The following is an 18,081-nucleotide window of genomic DNA, read 5'->3' on the forward strand; positions in this document are numbered from 1 at the left end:
TTTATATTTGTGCCTTTCGAACAAACAACATAACAATGACTACTTTAAACGAATTGAATGCTATATCTCCAATTGACGGAAGATATAGAAATAAAACCCTTTCATTAGCACCATTTTTCTCTGAAGAAGCTTTAATCAAATACCGTGTACTGGTTGAAGTTGAATATTTCATCGCTTTATGCGAGGTACCTTTGCCACAGCTTTCAGATGTAAATCCTGATCTGTTTGAAAGTTTAAGAAAGATCTATAAAAATTTCTCTACTGAAGATGCTCTTTGGATTAAAGAAACCGAAAAAGTAACCAATCACGACGTAAAAGCCGTAGAATACTTTATCAAAGATGCTTTCGAAAAACTGGGTTTATCTCAATACAAAGAATTCATTCACTTCGGATTAACTTCTCAGGATATCAACAACACTGCTATTCCTCTTTCAACAAAAGAAGCGTTTGAGCAGGTATATATGCCTTCATTAATTGCTTTAATTTCTAAATTGAAAGAACTAAGCGTAGAATGGGCCGCTATTCCAATGTTGGCACGCACACACGGACAGCCTGCTTCACCTACTCGTTTAGGAAAAGAAATTTTAGTTTTTGTAGAGCGTTTAGAAGAACAAATGCGTTTGTTATTTAATATTCCGTTTGCGGCTAAATTTGGCGGTGCAACCGGAAATTACAACGCACATCATGTAGCTTACCCACAAATCGACTGGAAACAGTTTGGTAATAAATTTGTAGAAACGGATCTTGGCTTACACCACTCCTTCCCTACCACTCAAATCGAACATTATGACCATTTTGCTGCATTTTTCGATGCTTTAAAAAGAATCAATACGATCATCATCGATTTAGATCGTGATATCTGGACGTATGTTTCGATGGATTATTTCAAACAAAAAATCAAAGCGGGAGAAATTGGCTCCTCCGCTATGCCACATAAAGTAAACCCAATTGATTTCGAAAATTCAGAAGGAAACTTAGGAATTGCGAATGCTATTTTTGAGCATTTAGCCGCAAAATTACCGGTTTCGAGATTGCAGCGTGATTTAACAGACAGCACTGTTTTACGTAATATCGGAGTTCCAATGGGACATACCATTATTGCTTTTGAGGCTTCTCTGAAAGGTTTAAACAAACTATTGCTGAATGAAGCCAAATTTGCTGAAGATTTAGAGAAAAACTGGGCTGTTGTAGCCGAAGCAATTCAAACAATCCTTCGTCGTGAGGCTTATCCAAATCCGTATGAAGCCTTGAAAGGTTTAACCAGAACAAATGAAGCAATTGACAAAAATGCCATTCATAATTTTATTGCTACTTTAGAAGTTTCTGATGCTGTCAGAGCCGAATTATTAGCCATTACTCCTAGTAATTATGTGGGAATTTAAAGAAAACCTAAAATATTTTCTCAAAAAAAGCTATCTTTATCGATAGCTTTTTTATTTACAAATTGTATTAAAAAAATTAGTCCTGCTGATTCACTCCACTTTTATTTTTCAAAGGAGTTCAGTGAATTTATTTGCCATGAAAAACTGTTATTTTCAAACGCCGTATCTTTTTTAGCAAAACACTGAAACAAAAAGCCGGATGATTTTCTTAACAAAAAACACTACTCTATGATCGCATTAAACGCCGCCACCGCATCTACCCACCACCTACAACCTCTAATTAGCGACTTAGGTCTCATCCTGCTGACTGCAGGTATTGCTGTTCTGTTATTTAGACTAATCAAGCAGCCTCTGGTTTTAGGATATCTAATTGCGGGTTTTTTGGCCGGAAATCATTTTGATTTCTTTCCTACCATTACCGAAATGAAAAGTGTTGAAGTTTGGGCAGAAATTGGTGTAATCGTTTTACTATTTAGTCTAGGTCTTGAATTTAGTTTTAAAAAGCTAATGAAAGTTGGCGGAACCGCTTCTATAACGGCTATTACCCAAATTATAACAATGGTCGTCATGGGTTATATGGTCGGGCGCTGGATGGGCTGGGAACAAATGGACAGTATCTTCCTAGGTGTTATCCTCTCTATTTCTTCGACAACCATTATCCTGAAAACCTTTGATGAACTAGGCGTAAAAGCTCAAAAATTTGCCGGAATTGTAATCGGGTCTTTAATTGTGCAGGATCTTGTTGCTATTTTGATGATGGTGTTACTTTCGACCATTGCAGTAAGTCAGCAATTTTCAGGAAGTGAACTGATGATGTCTGTGCTAAAACTAATTTTCTTCCTGACCGTATGGTTTCTGGGCGGAATCTTCTTTATTCCAACCTTACTTAAAAAAGCCAAACATTTACTAACGGACGAAATGTTGCTAATTATTTCGCTTGCCCTTTGTCTAACAATGGTAAGTTTTGCCGCAAATGTTGGTTTCTCACCTGCTCTGGGCGCTTTTATCATGGGATCTATCATTGCCGAAACAACTCAGGCAGAACACATAGAACATCTTATAAAACCCATAAAAGATTTATTTGGAGCTATTTTCTTTGTATCAGTTGGGATGCTTATCGATCCTAAAATGCTATATACACATGCGCTGCCAGTTGCTATTTTAACTTTGGTAACCATCATAGGTCAGTCTGTCAGTTCGACTATTGGTGCACTACTGGCCGGACAACCTTTAAAACAATCTGTACAAACAGGGATGAGTTTATCTCAAATCGGGGAGTTTTCGTTTATCATTGCTACATTGGGAATGACACTAAATGTAACTAGCTCCTTTTTATATCCGGTAGTGGTTGCTGTTTCCGCCATTACTACTTTTACAACTCCGTTTATGGTCAAATATGCCGTGCCATTTTCTGATTTTCTGGAACGAAAACTTCCTAAAAGATGGGTTAAAAACATCAATCGTTACAGTGTCAATGCACAGGCAATAAAATCCGTAAGTGTTTGGCAAAAAGTGCTTAATGCTTATATCATTCAAATCGTTCTGCATACTATTATTATTACAGCGATTATTTTGTTATCGGTAAAATTTGTTGCGCCACTAGTTGCCGAAACAAGATTCGGAAATACATTGGCGGCTCTTATCACTTTGATAATTATTGCACCGTTCTTATGGGCACTCTCCCTTCGAAGAGTGGCAGTAGAAGAAGTCGATTCTTTATGGGAAGAACGTAAATACCGTGGTGCAATATTGATGCTGATTCTGATTAGAATGAGTCTGGGATTGTTCTTAATCGGATTTTTACTAAATATCTTCTTCTCTCCTTTAGTTGCCTTTATTGCTTTGGTTGTTGCCATTGTGGTCTATCAAATATTCCCTAAAAAATTAAACGAACAATACCATAAAATTGAAAGTCACTTTCTTAAAAACTTAAATGATCGCGAAAACAAAAAAATCGATAGACGTTACGCTAATTTAATGCCATGGGATGGTCACATGTCTTTTTTTGATATTGGGACAGAATCTAATTTAGTGGGGAAAACTTTAGAAGAACTGCGTATTCGTGAATCAATGGGAATCAATATTGCCTACATCAAACGAGGAGATATTACAATTCCAATTCCAACTAAAAATGAACGTCTGTTCCCCGGTGATGAAATTTGTGTCATTGGTACCGATGCTCAGGTTACTGAATTCAATAAATACCTCAATCAAAATGAAATCGAGGCTCCGACAAAAGTAGCAGAAACGGATATTGTTTTACGTCAATTTGAAGTTTCTCAGGAAGATTTTGTACAAAAAAGCATTGGTCAATTCCGTACAAAAACCAATGGTATGGTGGTTGGAATTGAGCGAAATGGAAATAGGCTTCTGAATCCGGAATCAAGTTTAATCTTAGAAAAAAATGATATTCTTTGGGTTGTAGGAGATAAAAAGAAAATGGCCGAATTGGTCAAAAGTTACTAAGGCACTGAGATACTAAAATCCTAAGATGCTAAGAAAAAAAAGCTCCATACAAAAAATGTATGGAGCTTTTTTATAGTAATACCTTATTTAAACGGTTGCATTTTATCGCATTGACATTCGCAATTAGGCTCGCTGGTGTTGAGAACAGTTAAATATCTTTGATAAAAACCTCTTCTTGATTGTGTTTTATCACTATCTGCTTTATTGCATTCTAAAGCACCATTGATAATATTAATCGTCGCTCCAAAACCAGGTTTACGTCCCTCATTAATATCCTGTTGGGTAGGCAGCCACTGACCAACCATTACAGCATGACACGAAGGTTTAGGAGCCTGTGGTGTCATCCAAAACCATATGGCAGTCTGGAACGCCAAAGCTGCATCTTTGGCTACATTTTCAGGATTTTTAAGCAGTACGTTTTTATCTGCATATAAAAATTCACTTATCTGTCCATAATTATAATTCCAACTCAACTGTATGGGCCCTCGACCGTGGTAGGATTTCTTTGTCACTGGAGGATAATTCACGTTATTCTCCTCTCTGTAACCTGTCGTGCTATTTTCATCATAGCCTACCTCTTCACGAAAGTGTAAGCCCCATGAATAGGCTCCTCCTGGTGCCGTTGACCAGCCACCCGTAGTTTCATGAGATATATTAGCAAGAAAAGCGGCTAGTTCTCTTTTTCGTACTTCCAAAGAACCAATTCTTATAAAATCTGCATAATCAACTTCTTGTCTAACTACGGCATTATTATTCCAGGAAGCACTGAAATCAGCATCTTCTTTAATCACTTTTGTCTCATTAGTCGATTTTTTAATACGGGTTATTTTCTGAAACCATCCTTTTCTTTCGATAACAACCTTTAGGTCTGCCATAAGATCAACCGCTTTCATCAGCGCATCGTAGGTATAAAAATCTTTTGAAGGATTCACTATCCAGTTATTGCTCTGCTCTGCTCCGTAACGATAAGGAAACAACTCCAGAAATTGCTGTTTACTTATAAGGTCTTTAAGCCCTTCACTATTCCCTGGGCTATTTGGAGTATCCGGCTTTGGAAGTTCTTCATCAGGTTTAGGATTTTCCGTCGTAGGATCCTTCTTTTCTTCCAGATTATCATGACTACAAGAAAATAGCACGGAAGAGAAACAAAATAAAACAGGCAAAAAGGCAAGTGGCATATACTTCATTAATAAGGTTTGTTTTTTAGCAACATCACCTTTACAATTCGTATTGTTTTTTTTAGTCATAATGCAATTTTATTTTTTGGATTTATCCAAATTACCGATGGTTAACGTTAGCAATCCCCTACTTTTATTATACAAATTCTGATAGCCTGTAGTGACTCCTTGTGCAGGTGTACGAGTGACATTAGCAATTTGATCTTTGTATGATTTTATTTCGGTATCAGTCAGAGTGGTAGGATTCATGACTACCAAAAGCGATTTAAAACTTTTTTGCGAATTAGTACTGTTCGGAATCCTTGTTTTATTGGTAAAACGGGGATCATTATAAATAGCCAGACTCTCGGCATCTTTAATCTCCGAAGCAGGAATCGCTCCTGCAAGATACAATTCAATATCCGCAATGTTATTGGATACTCCGCTTAGTATTCCTTTTACTTTATCCCAATGGTATACATAATCTTGCGGAACGGCATAATTGGCCCATCGGTGAAACATCTCATGTAAAATAGGTCCGCCCTGGATATTGTTTAGGTAAAGAAAATAAACTCCTTGCAGTTTACCCGCAGAACCATAATCTTTTGTACTGTCAAACAAACTAAGTCCGATACCCTGCGTATCATTTTTTACACTTTGATAAATACCATAAGGCATCCCTGTAGGAGGCGTACTTGTTGCATTATTCAATACGATCACAATAAAATCAAAATCATCTTTCAAAACCGGATAAATTTCAGTTTTACAAAGCGTTTTAAGTTTTTCTACTGTGGCTGTTTCATTAATAGTGTGGCTGTTCCAGTACTTAAAATCGTCTTGTGATAATTTTAAAACTCCAAACGTATTAGAGGATTCTATACTCAGGTTTGTGGTAACAGCTGGTGGAGGTGTCTGTGTCTCGGGATTTGTAGTCTCAGGTGTCTTTGATTCAGAATCAACCGGACTATCTCCTTTATCACAACTGTTGAAAAGAAATAGCATAATTACGAGCGAACCGATCGTTCTAAAGTTTGTTTTAGAAATCATATTATTTTGGGGTTTAATTACATTTTTTTGAATCCCATAAAGATTTAGCATTCATACAGCGAACTTACAATACAAATCTTTTATTGTGAAAAACAATTCAATAATTGGTAACTTCTGTTTCATAAGCGGACCATTAATCACTTTTTGTGTCTACTTTAAACAGTATAATCTCAAAATTATTATTCGACTCCTGAATCTGGAAAAAATAAAGATTCCGAACCTTTAAGAAAAAACTCTTAAAAACCCGGAATCTTTAATAAAACTTAATGATTAAAAACTTGGTACCTAAGAAACTTAGCCTCTTAGCCCCTTACTTATTAGGCTGCGGTGTAATACGCAAATAAGGTTTTATTGGTGTATATCCTTTTGGAAATTTCGCAGGAATATCACTATCCGGAACAGCCGGTGTAATCACTACATCTTCTCCGTCTTTCCAGTTGGCGGGAGTAGCTACACTATAGTTGGCTGTTAATTGCAAACTGTCTATAACACGGAGTAACTCGTCAAAATTTCTTCCTGTAGAAGCCGGATAGGTTAAAGTAAGTTTGATCTTTTTATCGGCCCCCACTACAAACACAGAACGCACCGTAAATTTATCACTAGCATTTGGATGCAGCATATCGTATAAAGTCGCAATTCTTTTATCCTCGTCCGCAATAATTGGAAAATTAACTGTTGTATTCTGAGTTTCGTTAATGTCCTTGATCCACTCTAAATGGGAGTCTAAACCATCTACACTTAACGCAATGACTTTTGTATTTCTTTTGGTAAATTCCGGAAGATAATTGGCAACTGTTCCCAATTCAGTAGTACAAACCGGAGTAAAATCTGAAGGATGAGAAAATAAAACACCCCAGGAATCACCTAACCATTCATGAAATTTAACGGGTCCTTCGGTTGTTTCTGCATGAAAATCCGGAGCAATATCTCCTAATCTTAATGTTGACATAATAATATATTTTTTAGTTTCTCTAAAATTAGTCAAAAAAAGCACAAAGAAAACACCGATTTTCTAAAAAAAAGTTAAAGTTCTACATTCTCTATCTAATTAGTATTTAAAACTAAATTAAACTCAGAATCCAATACCAAATCGTAAGGGTAATAAATGAAATTGGGATTCCAAAACCAATCATCATACTGCTCAATCTCGGTTTCAATCCATAAGTCGACGCTAAGATCGCACCTGTAATCATGGGTGCCATGGCCATTTCCATAATGGTTATTTTAATAGCTTCAGAATGCTGCTTTAAAATAAAAACGTATAAAACCAAAATAACAAACGGAACTACTACTAGCCGAAAGAAAAGTCCGAGGCGCAAAAATTGCCAGTGCTGGCTTTTTCGATCAAAAGTAAGCTGTAATCCAACCGAAAGTAGGGCCAAAGGAGTTACAAGACTTCCTACTTTGACTAAAACAGACTGAACATTCGTATCTAAATCGTATTGGAGAACATTCAGCAAACAGGCCACTAAAAAAGTAATAAACGGAGGGAATAAGATGATCTTTTTTAAAATGCTTAGAGCATCCGCGCTTCCTTTAGAATAAAAAGCTGCTACAAAAACTCCAAGTGTAGAAACCACTACAAAAGTTCCCGGCTGGTCTACAAGAATTGCGGTTTCTAAACCTTTTTTACCAAACAGAGCTTCAATTATGGGGTAACCTAAAAAAGAAGAATTGCACAGTCCCGCAGTTAAAATCAGGCAGCCAATCAATTTGTTTGACCATCCTAATCTTCTTCCCAGAAAATGAAAAAATACAAGGGCCAGTAGAAAACCAATCCATCCCGACAGTATGGGGAACAGTAATTCATTGCTCCATTTTATTTTCGGAATATGATACAATGTAATTGCGGGCAGGCAGACGTAAAGGACGACCTTATTTAAAACCTTATAAAGGTGAGTTGGAAATCGCTTTATACGTTGTAAAAGTAAACCCAGTGCAAGAAATAGAAATATTTGAATAAAGTTGCTCATATCATTTAGTAGTCACAAAAATAGACATTTATTATGGGATGCATTACACAAATCAGATTGCTTCTCTTATTTTTTTGCTACTTTTAAGATCAAATTTCACAAACAAATGCAATCGATAAGAGACAATTTTGAACGAATGGCAAAACTTTCAGATGCCGAATGGAATACTTTTTCATCTAAGCTCATCCGGGAAGAATTTCCAAAGAAAACCCCAATACTGAAAGCGGGTACCATCGAAAACTATCTTTCTTTTGTCGAAAAAGGATTGGTAAGATATTACATTCCCGGTGAGGATCACGACCGTACTTTTACTTTTGTATTCGATGGTGAATTTACGAGTGGTTATGATTCGTTTATCACAAGACTACCTGTCACTTATACGATTGAAACCCTCGCAGAAACCGTTCTTTGGCGCATATCTTACGAAGATCTTCAGGATATTTATACCGAAACTAAGATTGGCAATACCATCGGACGCTTTGCCAGTGAAGGATTATTTCTTAAAAAAACAAAAAGAGAACTTTCGCTGCTGAACGAATCCGCCGAGCAGCGTTATCTGAATCTGTTTACAGAACAGCCACAGCTCATACAAAGGATTCCTCAAAAATATCTTGCCTCTTATATTGGCATCACTCCACAAGCTTTGAGCAGAATCAGAAAACGCATTTATTAACCCAGGTTCATTGTTTTCAATCGCTTTACTGCGCAACTTTGTTAAAAAAAAGATATGGAAACTTTAATTGTGTTACTAGGTGTTTTTGTCATTACGTTGCTTTTTATAAAACTAATCTCAAAAAAAATTGAAATTTTTCAGTCAGCCAGAATTGCCATGGCTGTCATGCTTGTCTTTACAGCCGTAAGTCATTTTGTTTTTACCAAGGGAATGGCGATGATGGTCTCTTTTTTACCCTGGCCGACTGCAATTGTTTATGCAACAGGGATTATAGAACTCATGGCAGCAGTGGGCTTATTGATTCCAAAAACGAGAGTGCTTACCGCTAAACTGCTGATCGTATTTTTTATCGTTTTACTTCCTGCCAATATTTATGCAGCCGCACACAGTATCAATTTACAAACAGCCAATTATAGCGGAAAAGGCATTTCTTATTTATGGTTCAGAATACCGCTGCAACTTTTATTTATTAGCTGGGTATACTTCTCTTTCATCAAAAAACAACCTGGTTTGAAAGGAGTTACAGCGAGCTAAAACTTGCATTTTGTGCCACTTTAACCTGAACTTCTTTGCAGGATAGTTTCGGAATAGAATTAATTTTTAGTTAAAACTTTTTTTTGTTTCAAAAAACATCATACATTTGTAACATATTTTATTACAGTATGATTTCAGGTAAGTTTGCCATAACGATTCACATTTTAACTTTGCTCACTAAATTCCCGAACGATTTTTTGTCGTCGGAATTTATTGCTGGAAGTATTAATCTGAATCCGGTTTTGGTGCGAAAAGAAATTGCCAATTTAAAAGCACATCATGTTGTTGAAAGTAAAGAAGGTAAAAATGGCGGCACAAGACTTGCGGTTGATCCTTCGAAAATTACATTGAAAGAAATATTTGAAATGACTTTTGAAACGATCAATCTGGGTTATGCCAAAAATCAGCCTAATCCGGATTGTCCGGTTGGAAAAAAGATCAATCAAAATTTGAGCTCTTTGTATGCTGAAATGAATCAAAAAGTTAGTTTGCAATTAGATGGTGTCTCCCTGGAAGATTTTTCTAATCAATTCTAAAACTATTTTTTTACACAAAACTGTAACATTTTTTATTACTAATTAAATTTATATATTATGAAAATCGCAATTATTGGAGCAACCGGGTTTGTAGGTACCGCAATCTTAAACGAACTGGCTAACAGAAATCATGATCTTACGGCTATTGCCAGAACCCCAAAAGACAGCTCAAATGCAACGTGGAAAAGTGCAGACATTTTTAATGTAGAAGCTTTGTCTGAAATTTTAAAAGGAAATGATATCGTTATCAATGCTTACAATTCGGGGTGGACCAATCCAAATATCTATGATGATTTTATTGCCGGATCAAAAGCCATTCAGGAAGCGGTAAAAAAATCGGGAGTAAAACGTTTTATTACCATCGGAGGAGCGGGAAGTTTGTTTGTTGCTCCGGGTCTACAGGCAGTTGACACACCTGATTTCCCAAAAGAATACCATGCAGGAGCCACGGCAGCCAGAGATTATTTGAATATTTTAAAAGAAGAAAAAGAACTGGATTGGGCTTTCTTTAGTCCTGCTTTTGAAATGCATCAGGGAATTACCACCGGACGAACCGGAAAATACCGCTTAGGTTTAGAAAATCCGGTTTTTAACGACGATCAGAGAAGCATTCTATCCGTAGAAGATCTGGCAGTCGTTATCGCTGACGAAGCTGAAACTCCGAAACATCACCAAGTTCGTTTTACCGCAGCTTATTAATTTTTTTTAGCCACTGATTACACAAATTACACGAATTTATTAATTCTAAACTTAGTTTTACTTATCATCCGAATGAAGGAAGAACTGCACCAGAAGCTCGACAAAGATTGTCAACTTACGACACAGAGTTATCAGGAGTCATCCTTACTTTGTCAGGAAGGCAAAAATGTATAAAGACTTCGAGAAAATTCGTGTAATTTGTGTAATTCGTGGCAAACTAACTTTTTGAAACTGTTTTTGTTTTCTGTACTTTTACACTACCAAAAAGTATATTTTGTCAGGTTCAAAAAAACGATCAGGTAGTTTACACGAAAAAGCCGGAATTTCTCCTCCAGAAATCACCAATGTTTCTGCTATTCAGCAAATTAAAAAAAACAGAAGACAACAACCTTCTTCAAAGGAGCTAATTGATGGTATACTAACCGGAAATATTACGGCTCTGAGTCGTGCTATCACACTGGTTGAAAGTACCAATCCGGAACATACCGCAAAAGCAAACGAGGTTATAAAAGGTTGTCTGCCACATGCCAATCAATCGATCCGAATTGGAATTACGGGAGTTCCCGGTGTTGGAAAAAGTACTTTTATTGAAACTTTCGGCAGCTACCTGACTCAATTGGGAAAAAAAGTAGCCGTTCTGGCAGTTGATCCCAGCAGCTCTATTTCACACGGCAGTATTTTAGGTGATAAAACCCGAATGGAAGAACTTGTAAAAGACGAAAATGCTTTTATCAGACCAAGTGCTTCCGGAGATACTTTAGGCGGTGTAGCCCGTAAAACAAGGGAATCGATTATTTTATGTGAAGCCGCAGGTTTTGACACGATTGTTATAGAAACAGTTGGTGTAGGACAAAGTGAAACTGCTGTTCACAGCATGGTGGACTTTTTTTTACTACTAAAAATTTCAGGTGCAGGAGACGAACTTCAGGGTATCAAACGCGGCATTATGGAAATGGCAGATGCTATCGTAATCAACAAAGCCGATGGCGATAACATCAAAAAAGCCAATCAGGCCAAACTGGAATTCAACAGAGCTTTACATTTGTTTCCACCCAAAAAATCGAATTGGCAGCCAAAAGTTACTACCTGCAGTGCCATTACCAAAGAGGGCATCTCTGAAATCTGGAATACTATTGCTGATTATACGGAAACGACCAGCTCAACGGGCTTCTTTCAGGAAAGACGAAAAGAGCAAAATCAGTTCTGGATGATGGAAACCATTGATGAACATTTGAAATCAAACTTTTACAATCATCCTGAGATTATTGGGCAATTGATACAAATCAAAAAAGCGGTGCAAAATGATGAAATATCACCTTTTGCAGCCGCTCAGTTTTTATTAGATAAATATAAAAACAGCTTCTAATTTCTTAAAGCTTTTTTTCATTTATTTCACATTAATAACAAGTGTATAGGTCTCTTCACTTTCTTGAATAGGGTATTTACCGGGAACTAAAATATTTGAATTGAATTTTAGAGATTTAACTAATTCCGGATCTATAGTCTGTCCCTCAGGTATTAAATAAACTTCTCTATTTCGCAATAATACTTTTTTATGTTCCGGGGTTAAAGCACTTTTTTGAATTTCCATAACAAAATTTCCTTTTTCATTTGTAACACGTACCGGTGTTCCGTCAGGGGCTGGTTTCAAAAAGCTAAAGGTTCCCCATAAGTAAAAAATAAAATTACAAAACCCTTCTGGCTGGCTGCAATCAACATTATGTGCTCCCCAATCTCGCACAATAACTCCTTCATAGTGAGGCAATCTTCTTTGAGTATTGGATTGATTTTGCTTCTCTGTGTTTGATAATTGAGTATTTTGATCTTCAACAGATTCGTTATTACAGCTTATAAAAAAAGCGGCAGACACAAAAACTAACATTACTTTTAACACTTCAGATTTTTTTTGCGGTAATTTTTTCATAATAAATAAATTTAATTGTCCTTACTCTATCACAGGCTTTTCAGGTTACGCCTTTTGGTTTAGTATAAATCAATTAAATTATTTTTTGTTACCCCTATTTTTAAATTTTAACAAAAAAAAGCTGCTAAGTACTTCTATACTTAGCAGCTTTTTTTTTACAATAAACTGAAAATTACTTTTTCTTATCCCTAAGTTTATATTTATTTTCTTTATATAAATTTCCTGCTGTAATTACATGTGCCAAAGCATCTTTTGCTAAGTCTTCATTTAACTTAACAGGAATTAAAGTGGTGTCGTTTTTGATTTCAAACTGTAAGGGTTTCAAATTAGGCTGCATGATTACGACCTGGTTCTCGACTCTGAAAGCATTGATATCATTGAACTGCATAATTGATCTTCCTTGCGTTTTTGGATCTAATTTGTTTAGATTTCTTCCTACCATCGGAGTTTCAAATGGTAATCCCAAATAGCATAATAAAGTTGGCGGAATATCAATCTGACTTGCCAATTTACTGTAAACAGTTCCTTTTTTAACTCCTGGTCCCATGATCAGAGCCGGAATATGAAATTTATTGATTGGCACTAAATTTTTACCGTAGGTTCTTGTATTATGGTCTGCGATTACGATAAAAATGGTGTTTTTGAAATAAGGTTCTTTTTTAGCCATTTCGAAAAATTTCCCAATTGAGAAATCTGCATATTTCATGGCATTATTAACCGTTGCAGGTTTAGCATCATAAGGTTTGATACGTCCCGCAGGATATTCAAAAGGCTCATGATTGGACGTCGAAAACATTAAAGAAAAGAATGGCTTATCCCCTTTTGCTTTAAAATAATTATTCGCTTTGGTTACCAGATCCTCATCTGAATACCCCCAGGTTCCTTTAAAAGCGTATTTGTTTCCGTCTGATTCAAAATCCTCCTGATCTACGATATCCTGAAATCCATTTCCGTTAAAAAAAGAAGCCATATTATCAAAATTCGCCATTCCACCATAAATAAAACTGGTTTCGTACCCTTTTTGTTTCAAGGCATCGGCTAAGGTGAAAAATCCTTGCTGCGAGTTTCCTAATTTCACGACACTTTCTGAAGGCGAAGGTAAAAATCCGGTTACTACTGCTTCGATTCCACGTACACTTCGGGTTCCTGTACAATACAAGTTGGTAAACAATAAACCTTCTTTTGACAGTTTATCAAATTCAGGCGTTAAAGGCTTTCCTCCTAAAATTCCAACGTACTCCGCTCCTAAACTTTCCTGTAGAAAAATAACTAAATTGTACGGTTTCTTCAAAAGTGTGTCCGGTTGCTGTACATGTAAAAACGGAATTTCTGCATCTGTAAAATCACCAGGACCTGCAATCATGTATTTTTTAACACGGGCAATGGCCTCGGCTTCTTCCATTTTACCATACATCTTGGTGTTTCCTTCATTTTTAATGGAATATGCCGCAAAAGCAACGGTATAAAAAGAATTCAATCCCAAAGTATTAGTCAGCTGATCTGTTGAGAAAACAGCATTACTGGCATTGATCGGACGTTTTGAGGTAAGACTTGAACGTGCTCCAAAAAACAATAAAAAAGCCAATAACGGAAAAACCATCAATTTAAATTTATAGTCTGCACTGCTCGTGTAGAAGTATTTTTTTCCTTTTTTGAAGGCAAAATACAAGACTACTCCTAAAATTAAAAAAGTCACAATGATCGAAGTCAGATAACTTTTAAGCAGCATTCCAACTACCTCTTTTGGATAGATCAGATAGTCTAAGAAAATTTTATTGGGACGTGTATCGTATTGTTTTACAAAATCGGGTGTTGCCAACTCTACAAACAGAATCAGAAACAGCAATAAAAAACTATAAATTACAAGAAATTTATTGGTAAACTTTGATGCTTTATCAGGCAGAAAAGTAATTAAAACTGCCGGCAGAAAAGACATGTAGCAAAGTAAAATCAAATCCATTCGAAGTCCGATTGGAAAAATGTACCAGAAATTTGGTGTTTCTGTTACTCTGTCTTTAAAAATAAAAAATAAAAACAATCGGCTTAAAGTGGTAATCAGCAATCCGATTGCGATGAAGTTAATGATAGGTTTTAAAAAACTTAATTTTTTCATTAGAAAGATTTAAATGTTTTTAGATTGGGGTACATCCTAAAGACACACCTCTGTATGTCTTTACTCTTCGTAACGGTTTATTTCACGATCGTAAAACTCATTTGCCAAAACAATTAAGCCTTCCATTTCAGCATTTAACTCTGCCTCATCAAGATCTTCCGCTTCTTCCATGAATTCTACCTCATCATCTTTTAAATTGATAATGAATCTTGGATAATCCAGGTGAATGATGAAAATATCATCTGGGAAATCAGTATTGTCTCCGAGTAAAAATTTAGGTAATTCCATTTGTATTGATTTATTATTTTTATGTATTGGCTCACCAATTGCAGCGGTTTCAAAGTGTTTTAAGGATCCTTTTTAGCTGCAACTGATTCTTTTGCAGTCCAAATTTAAGTATTTGAAACTGAATTTTTGATTAATTTTTTAGTCAGGTAATGAAATCTAAGATAAAGAAATATTGCAGCAGTCGTTAATCCCGCCAAAAGTCCTATCCAAACTCCCTGCGCTTTTAGTTCCGTATATTCAGCAAGGTAATAGGAAATCGGGAAACCAACGATCCAATAGGCTACAAATGTAATGTACATCGGGATTTTCACATCCTGCAATCCACGTAATGCTCCCAGAACAACCACCTGAATTCCATCAGAAATCTGAAAAACGGCTGCAATTAAAAGTAATTTTGACGCGATACTAATTACCTCGTTGTTATCCAGAAGCTGCCCTCCGTTTTCCATATTCAAAAACATATGAGGTAGGAAATCATGAAACGCTACAAACAGAATCGCAAAGAATGTTTCGATGATAATCGCGAGCAAAAAGATCGAACGCGCTACCACAACTAAGTTTTTATAGTCCATCAAACCTCTTTGATTGCTTACTCTAATCATCGAAGTTACGCTCAATCCCATAGCAAACATAAAGGTCATTGACGCCAGACTTAAAGCAATTTGATTGGCGGCCTGACTTGTTTTTCCAATGTTTCCGCAAAGCCAGATCGACGCAGTAAACAAAACCACTTCAAAAAGCATTTGCATCGCCGATGGAAATCCGATACTGATTATCTTTTTCAGCGTTTCCTTTTTGATTTGATTAAAACTAAAGTTTTTAAAGAAACGTTTCAAATCGTTTCTTCTCGAAAGCATAATGTGCATGAACATCACTAAGAATATCCTTGAAATCACCGTCCCCAATGCTGCTCCGATAATTCCCATTTTTGGAAAAATCCAGATTCCATAGATCAACATATAGTTGATTCCAACGTGCAGCACATTGGCCATAACCATGGCATACATTGAATATTTGGTCAGTGAAAGACCGTCGGCAAATTGTTTGTACCCCTGATAGACAATTAACGGAATCAAAGAGAAAGCAACCCAATCCAGATACGGTTTCGCAAGAGCAATTACATCGGCAGGCTGCTCTAGTAATTCCATTAACGGTTTGGCCAAAACAATAACTCCAAAAAGCAGTAGTCCTAACAAGATGCATAAAAACAATCCGTGATGAAACGCGGAACGAATTTTACTATCATTTTTTTCGGCATCACCTTCTGCTACAATTGGTGTAATGGCGGTCGAAAAACCAATCCCTAATGACATGGCGATAAAAATCAAACTGTTTCCTAACGAAACGGCTGCCAATTCTGTACTTCCTAGCTTTCCTACCATTATATTGTCGACAATTCCTATTAGAGTGTGTCCGACCATTCCTAATATAATAGGGTATGCTAATCTTAAATTATATGAAAACTCTTTGGTATACTGCTTAAAATTCACTTCGATTCTTTTTTAGTCGGCAAAGATAATCAGAAGCTTTGGATTCTTTGTTACGATTAAAAACATAAGCTAATATTATGTGCTTTTTAAGCGACACCGATATTATATAACAAATCCTAAAAATTATATAACAGAATGTTAAGATCCTGAAACTAATTTTACACTATTAGAAATTCAAAAATGATTGTCATGAGAAATTTAAAAATGTTATGCCTTGCTGCTTTCGCTTTCTTATACGCCAATACTACTTTCGCTCAGGACAGTACCATTAAGAATTATAATCAGGGTTTTAGATTAGGCTTTGGTTTAAATGGTGGTATCCCGACGGATAATGACTATAAATGGTCCCTTGGCGGAGATGTTCGTCTGCAGTACGATTTATCTAAAAAAACATCGCTAACCTTAACAACAGGTTTTACAAATCTGTTTATGAAAAATGACGCAAAAGATCTTGGATTCATTCCGGCAAAAGCAGGTTTTAAAGCTTTTATCTGGGAAGATCAGTTTTATGTTTTAGGAGAAGTAGGTGCCGGTTTTGCTGTCACAAACGGGTATGACGATACTACTTTTTTATGGGCACCGGGAATTGGCTATGCCAACAAATACATTGATATCAGTGTCCGTTATGAAGATTATAATAAATTCAAAACCAATCAGGTTGCTTTACGTTTAGCCTATGGCTTTGATTTATAAAGATTAAGTTTAATTTATTTTTTTGTTTTTGGTATGAACCCGGTAGAGATCAAAATCTATCGGGTTTGGTGTTTTTTATACCATTGGTCAAAAGAGAACTGCCATTAGTCAAATGATTTTTCGTGATTGGTTTAGAACGCGGTAATTCGCAGAAAAATTAATCAAATCATGAACAAAACAATCTTTTATCTATCGCAGCTTTTCCTTTTTTTATTGACTAGTATTGCTGCACAATCACAATCAAAAATAGCAGGAGAACTTAAAGTTGATTATGTTCCGTTCTCCAACTATGTCCGTCCAATGGACAGTACTAAAACTAGTGCTGAAAGTAATTTCAAAAGGGCGCAAATTGCTTTTGAAATACCTCTTTCTCTGGAAATGGACCAATACAACCGTCCAAAACTCTGGTCTCTTTTTGCAAACGGAAGTTATGCCAAAATGGAAAACAAGAATTATGAAATTCAGTCTCTTCCGGTAGAATTTCAGGGTGGCTTTCCTAATGAAATGCTGAATGCACAAATCGGAGTCAAACATTTACGTTCTATCTCACCAACCTGGTCGTTAATGATAATGGCTTCTGTCGGGGTTTACACGGATATGGTCGAGATCAACAAAGATGATGTATTACTACAGGGTGGTGTGTTTTTCATCAAACATTTCAATCCCAATATGGCATTTGGTATGGGACCTGTCCTAACCAATAGTTTTGGTGTTCCGATGGTGCTTCCGGGAATTTATTTCAACTGGGAATCCAGAGGTGCGTGGCATTTTAAAATTACCTTTCCGGAAGGTCTGCAATTTGGATATCGAATCTCAGAAAACTTTGACTTGAAAGCGGTGGTCGAACTAAGCGGAATGACGGCGGAAACAAAAGTGAATAACAGAACATCACTATTGGGGTATCAGCAAATTATTGCCGGTATACAGCCTGAAATTAAACTTGGCAAACATTGGACACTGCAACCGACAGCAGGATCGACACTTTTACGCAGCTTCTCCAGTACCAACAGAAAAATTAAGGATATTTTCAAGGAGAAAGACATGGCTAATCCTAGATTTACCACTACATTTTATGGAGCTGTGGCCCTAAAATGGCAATTCTAGGG

Annotated in this window: 17 protein-coding genes; 9 read left to right on the plus strand and 8 right to left on the minus strand. The window is 36.3% G+C overall.

Annotation, left to right across the window (positions count from 1 at the left end):
* Nucleotides 1-35: 35 nt before the first annotated feature.
* The gene (gene purB, locus BHE19_RS13130; protein WP_070907487.1) at nucleotides 36-1,382 is read left to right on the plus strand and encodes an adenylosuccinate lyase; all 1,347 of its coding nucleotides are present in this window, start codon (nucleotides 36-38) and stop codon (nucleotides 1,380-1,382) included.
* A gap of 228 nt (nucleotides 1,383-1,610) precedes the next feature.
* Nucleotides 1,611-3,848: a cation:proton antiporter domain-containing protein gene (locus BHE19_RS13135; RefSeq protein ID WP_070907488.1), complete on the plus strand. Its 2,238-nt coding sequence runs from the start codon at nucleotides 1,611-1,613 to the stop codon at nucleotides 3,846-3,848.
* Nucleotides 3,849-3,931: 83 nt separating this feature from the next.
* Here the strand turns inward: BHE19_RS13135 and BHE19_RS13140 are convergent, their stop codons facing one another.
* The 4 genes from BHE19_RS13140 to BHE19_RS13155 form a co-directional block, all read right to left on the minus strand.
* Nucleotides 3,932-4,984: a chitinase gene (locus tag BHE19_RS13140; RefSeq protein WP_207544123.1), complete on the minus strand. Its 1,053-nt coding sequence runs from the start codon at nucleotides 4,982-4,984 to the stop codon at nucleotides 3,932-3,934.
* A gap of 120 nt (nucleotides 4,985-5,104) precedes the next feature.
* Entirely contained in the window at nucleotides 5,105-6,052 is a 948-nt protein-coding gene (locus BHE19_RS13145) for a hypothetical protein (protein ID WP_123923523.1), read from the minus strand.
* A gap of 310 nt (nucleotides 6,053-6,362) precedes the next feature.
* Nucleotides 6,363-7,001, minus strand: a complete 639-nt coding sequence (locus BHE19_RS13150; protein ID WP_017495137.1) for a peroxiredoxin — start codon at nucleotides 6,999-7,001, stop codon at nucleotides 6,363-6,365.
* Between the two features lie 112 nt (nucleotides 7,002-7,113).
* Entirely contained in the window at nucleotides 7,114-8,025 is a 912-nt protein-coding gene (locus BHE19_RS13155) for an AEC family transporter (RefSeq protein ID WP_070907491.1), read from the minus strand.
* 106 nt (nucleotides 8,026-8,131) lie between these two features.
* Here BHE19_RS13155 and BHE19_RS13160 point away from each other — a divergent pair, with 106 nt between their 5' ends.
* The 5 genes from BHE19_RS13160 to meaB all read left to right on the plus strand — a co-directional run bounded on the left by BHE19_RS13160 (nucleotide 8,132) and on the right by meaB (nucleotide 11,833).
* The gene (locus tag BHE19_RS13160) at nucleotides 8,132-8,698 is read left to right on the plus strand and encodes a Crp/Fnr family transcriptional regulator (RefSeq protein ID WP_017495135.1); all 567 of its coding nucleotides are present in this window, start codon (nucleotides 8,132-8,134) and stop codon (nucleotides 8,696-8,698) included.
* 54 nt (nucleotides 8,699-8,752) lie between these two features.
* A complete protein-coding gene (locus tag BHE19_RS13165; protein ID WP_070907492.1) occupies nucleotides 8,753-9,232 on the plus strand; it encodes a DoxX family protein in 480 nt (159 codons plus the stop codon).
* 128 nt (nucleotides 9,233-9,360) lie between these two features.
* On the plus strand, nucleotides 9,361-9,768 hold the full coding sequence (locus BHE19_RS13170) for an Rrf2 family transcriptional regulator (RefSeq protein WP_017495133.1): 408 nt from the start codon (nucleotides 9,361-9,363) through the stop codon (nucleotides 9,766-9,768).
* A gap of 57 nt (nucleotides 9,769-9,825) precedes the next feature.
* Entirely contained in the window at nucleotides 9,826-10,467 is a 642-nt protein-coding gene (locus tag BHE19_RS13175; protein ID WP_070907493.1) for an NAD(P)-dependent oxidoreductase, read from the plus strand.
* 274 nt (nucleotides 10,468-10,741) lie between these two features.
* Nucleotides 10,742-11,833, plus strand: coding sequence for a methylmalonyl Co-A mutase-associated GTPase MeaB (meaB, locus tag BHE19_RS13180; protein WP_070907494.1), 1,092 nt, complete (start codon nucleotides 10,742-10,744; stop codon nucleotides 11,831-11,833).
* A gap of 21 nt (nucleotides 11,834-11,854) precedes the next feature.
* Here meaB and BHE19_RS13185 read toward each other — a convergent pair whose 3' ends face one another.
* From BHE19_RS13185 to BHE19_RS13200, 4 genes are all read right to left on the minus strand, one after another.
* Nucleotides 11,855-12,391, minus strand: a complete 537-nt coding sequence (locus BHE19_RS13185) for a hypothetical protein (protein WP_070907495.1) — start codon at nucleotides 12,389-12,391, stop codon at nucleotides 11,855-11,857.
* A 172-nt stretch (nucleotides 12,392-12,563) separates the two neighbouring features.
* Nucleotides 12,564-14,504, minus strand: a complete 1,941-nt coding sequence (locus BHE19_RS13190; RefSeq protein ID WP_070907496.1) for an LTA synthase family protein — start codon at nucleotides 14,502-14,504, stop codon at nucleotides 12,564-12,566.
* 60 nt (nucleotides 14,505-14,564) lie between these two features.
* Nucleotides 14,565-14,792 carry a hypothetical protein gene (locus tag BHE19_RS13195; RefSeq protein WP_017495128.1) on the minus strand — a complete coding sequence of 76 codons (228 nt, stop codon included), beginning with the start codon at nucleotides 14,790-14,792 and terminating at the stop codon, nucleotides 14,565-14,567.
* 104 nt (nucleotides 14,793-14,896) lie between these two features.
* Nucleotides 14,897-16,282 carry an MATE family efflux transporter gene (locus BHE19_RS13200; RefSeq protein WP_070907497.1) on the minus strand — a complete coding sequence of 462 codons (1,386 nt, stop codon included), beginning with the start codon at nucleotides 16,280-16,282 and terminating at the stop codon, nucleotides 14,897-14,899.
* A 189-nt stretch (nucleotides 16,283-16,471) separates the two neighbouring features.
* Here BHE19_RS13200 and BHE19_RS13205 point away from each other — a divergent pair, with 189 nt between their 5' ends.
* Both BHE19_RS13205 and BHE19_RS13210 read left to right on the plus strand, forming a co-directional pair.
* Nucleotides 16,472-16,975: a hypothetical protein gene (locus BHE19_RS13205; protein ID WP_083342548.1), complete on the plus strand. Its 504-nt coding sequence runs from the start codon at nucleotides 16,472-16,474 to the stop codon at nucleotides 16,973-16,975.
* Nucleotides 16,976-17,143: 168 nt separating this feature from the next.
* Nucleotides 17,144-18,079, plus strand: a complete 936-nt coding sequence (locus BHE19_RS13210; RefSeq protein ID WP_070907499.1) for a DUF6268 family outer membrane beta-barrel protein — start codon at nucleotides 17,144-17,146, stop codon at nucleotides 18,077-18,079.
* Nucleotides 18,080-18,081: the final 2 nt, after the last annotated feature.

Source organism: Flavobacterium tructae (assembly GCF_001853485.1).
Lineage (GTDB): Bacteria > Bacteroidota > Bacteroidia > Flavobacteriales > Flavobacteriaceae > Flavobacterium > Flavobacterium tructae.